Source organism: Siminovitchia jepli, from assembly GCF_047228825.1.
In the GTDB taxonomy this organism is placed as follows: Bacteria; Bacillota; Bacilli; order Bacillales; family Bacillaceae_C; genus Siminovitchia.
In genome coordinates this window covers 1-672 of the sequence record NZ_JBFEGN010000219.1, presented here as the reverse complement: position 1 = coordinate 672, position 672 = coordinate 1, and the positions used below count along the sequence as shown (strand labels likewise).

Sequence of the window (672 nt, the reverse complement as noted above, 5' to 3'; positions counted from 1 at the left end):
CCTCCCGAATTGATTTCTAAGAAGATTATCGCACGGATGACCTATGAACAGAATGTGGGTTTTATTTGACGCTTACGCTTATCTAAGATATAGAGTTGATTTTCTTCTTGTGGTGTGAGATCAGAAAATGTCATCTCCTTTGCTTGTCGTTGTTGTCTTTCATTGAAAATATTAATTGCTTCATTCTTCAATACACGTTTACAAAAAGCATTAAATGCACAGCGAACTTGCCACTCGGTACGATCTGGTTCTATCATGCATTTCCTCTCCCTTCGCAACTGCAAAGGTGGGTGATGATTTCCCCTTTCATAACCTTCAACAAGATTTTTTATGAAATGCCAAAAATAAAAGCAATATTTTTAAAAAAAATATTCATTAAATACAAAAAAGCCCAACTGAACATAAGCCAGGTGGGAGTAAAAATTTATACATATTATTAAATGGAAAATTCTATTTAAAAAGTTGAAATCCTTAGTTCAAGAAGAAAACAAATTACGACAAAACAAAAAGTAAAAGTAGTATATGAGCTAAGGCACGATTATCCTGTGAAGGCATTACTCAAAATTGCCGGTATTCCACGTAACACTTATTATTATGGTTCAGTAAAATAACGTGGGGTAGTTGACAAAATTCGACTCTAACAAAGTCCGTGTTCCCTATAGTGCCTTGGAA

The 672-nt window shown here is 34.2% G+C and carries 1 protein-coding gene; it reads right to left on the bottom strand.

Features of this window, described 5'->3' with window-relative positions; all coding sequences use genetic code 11:
- Nucleotides 1–41: 41 nt before the first annotated feature.
- Nucleotides 42–257, bottom strand: coding sequence for a hypothetical protein (locus tag AB1L08_RS22470; RefSeq protein ID WP_413066787.1), 216 nt, complete (start codon nt 255–257; stop codon nt 42–44).
- Between the last annotated feature and the right edge of the window lie 415 nt (nt 258–672).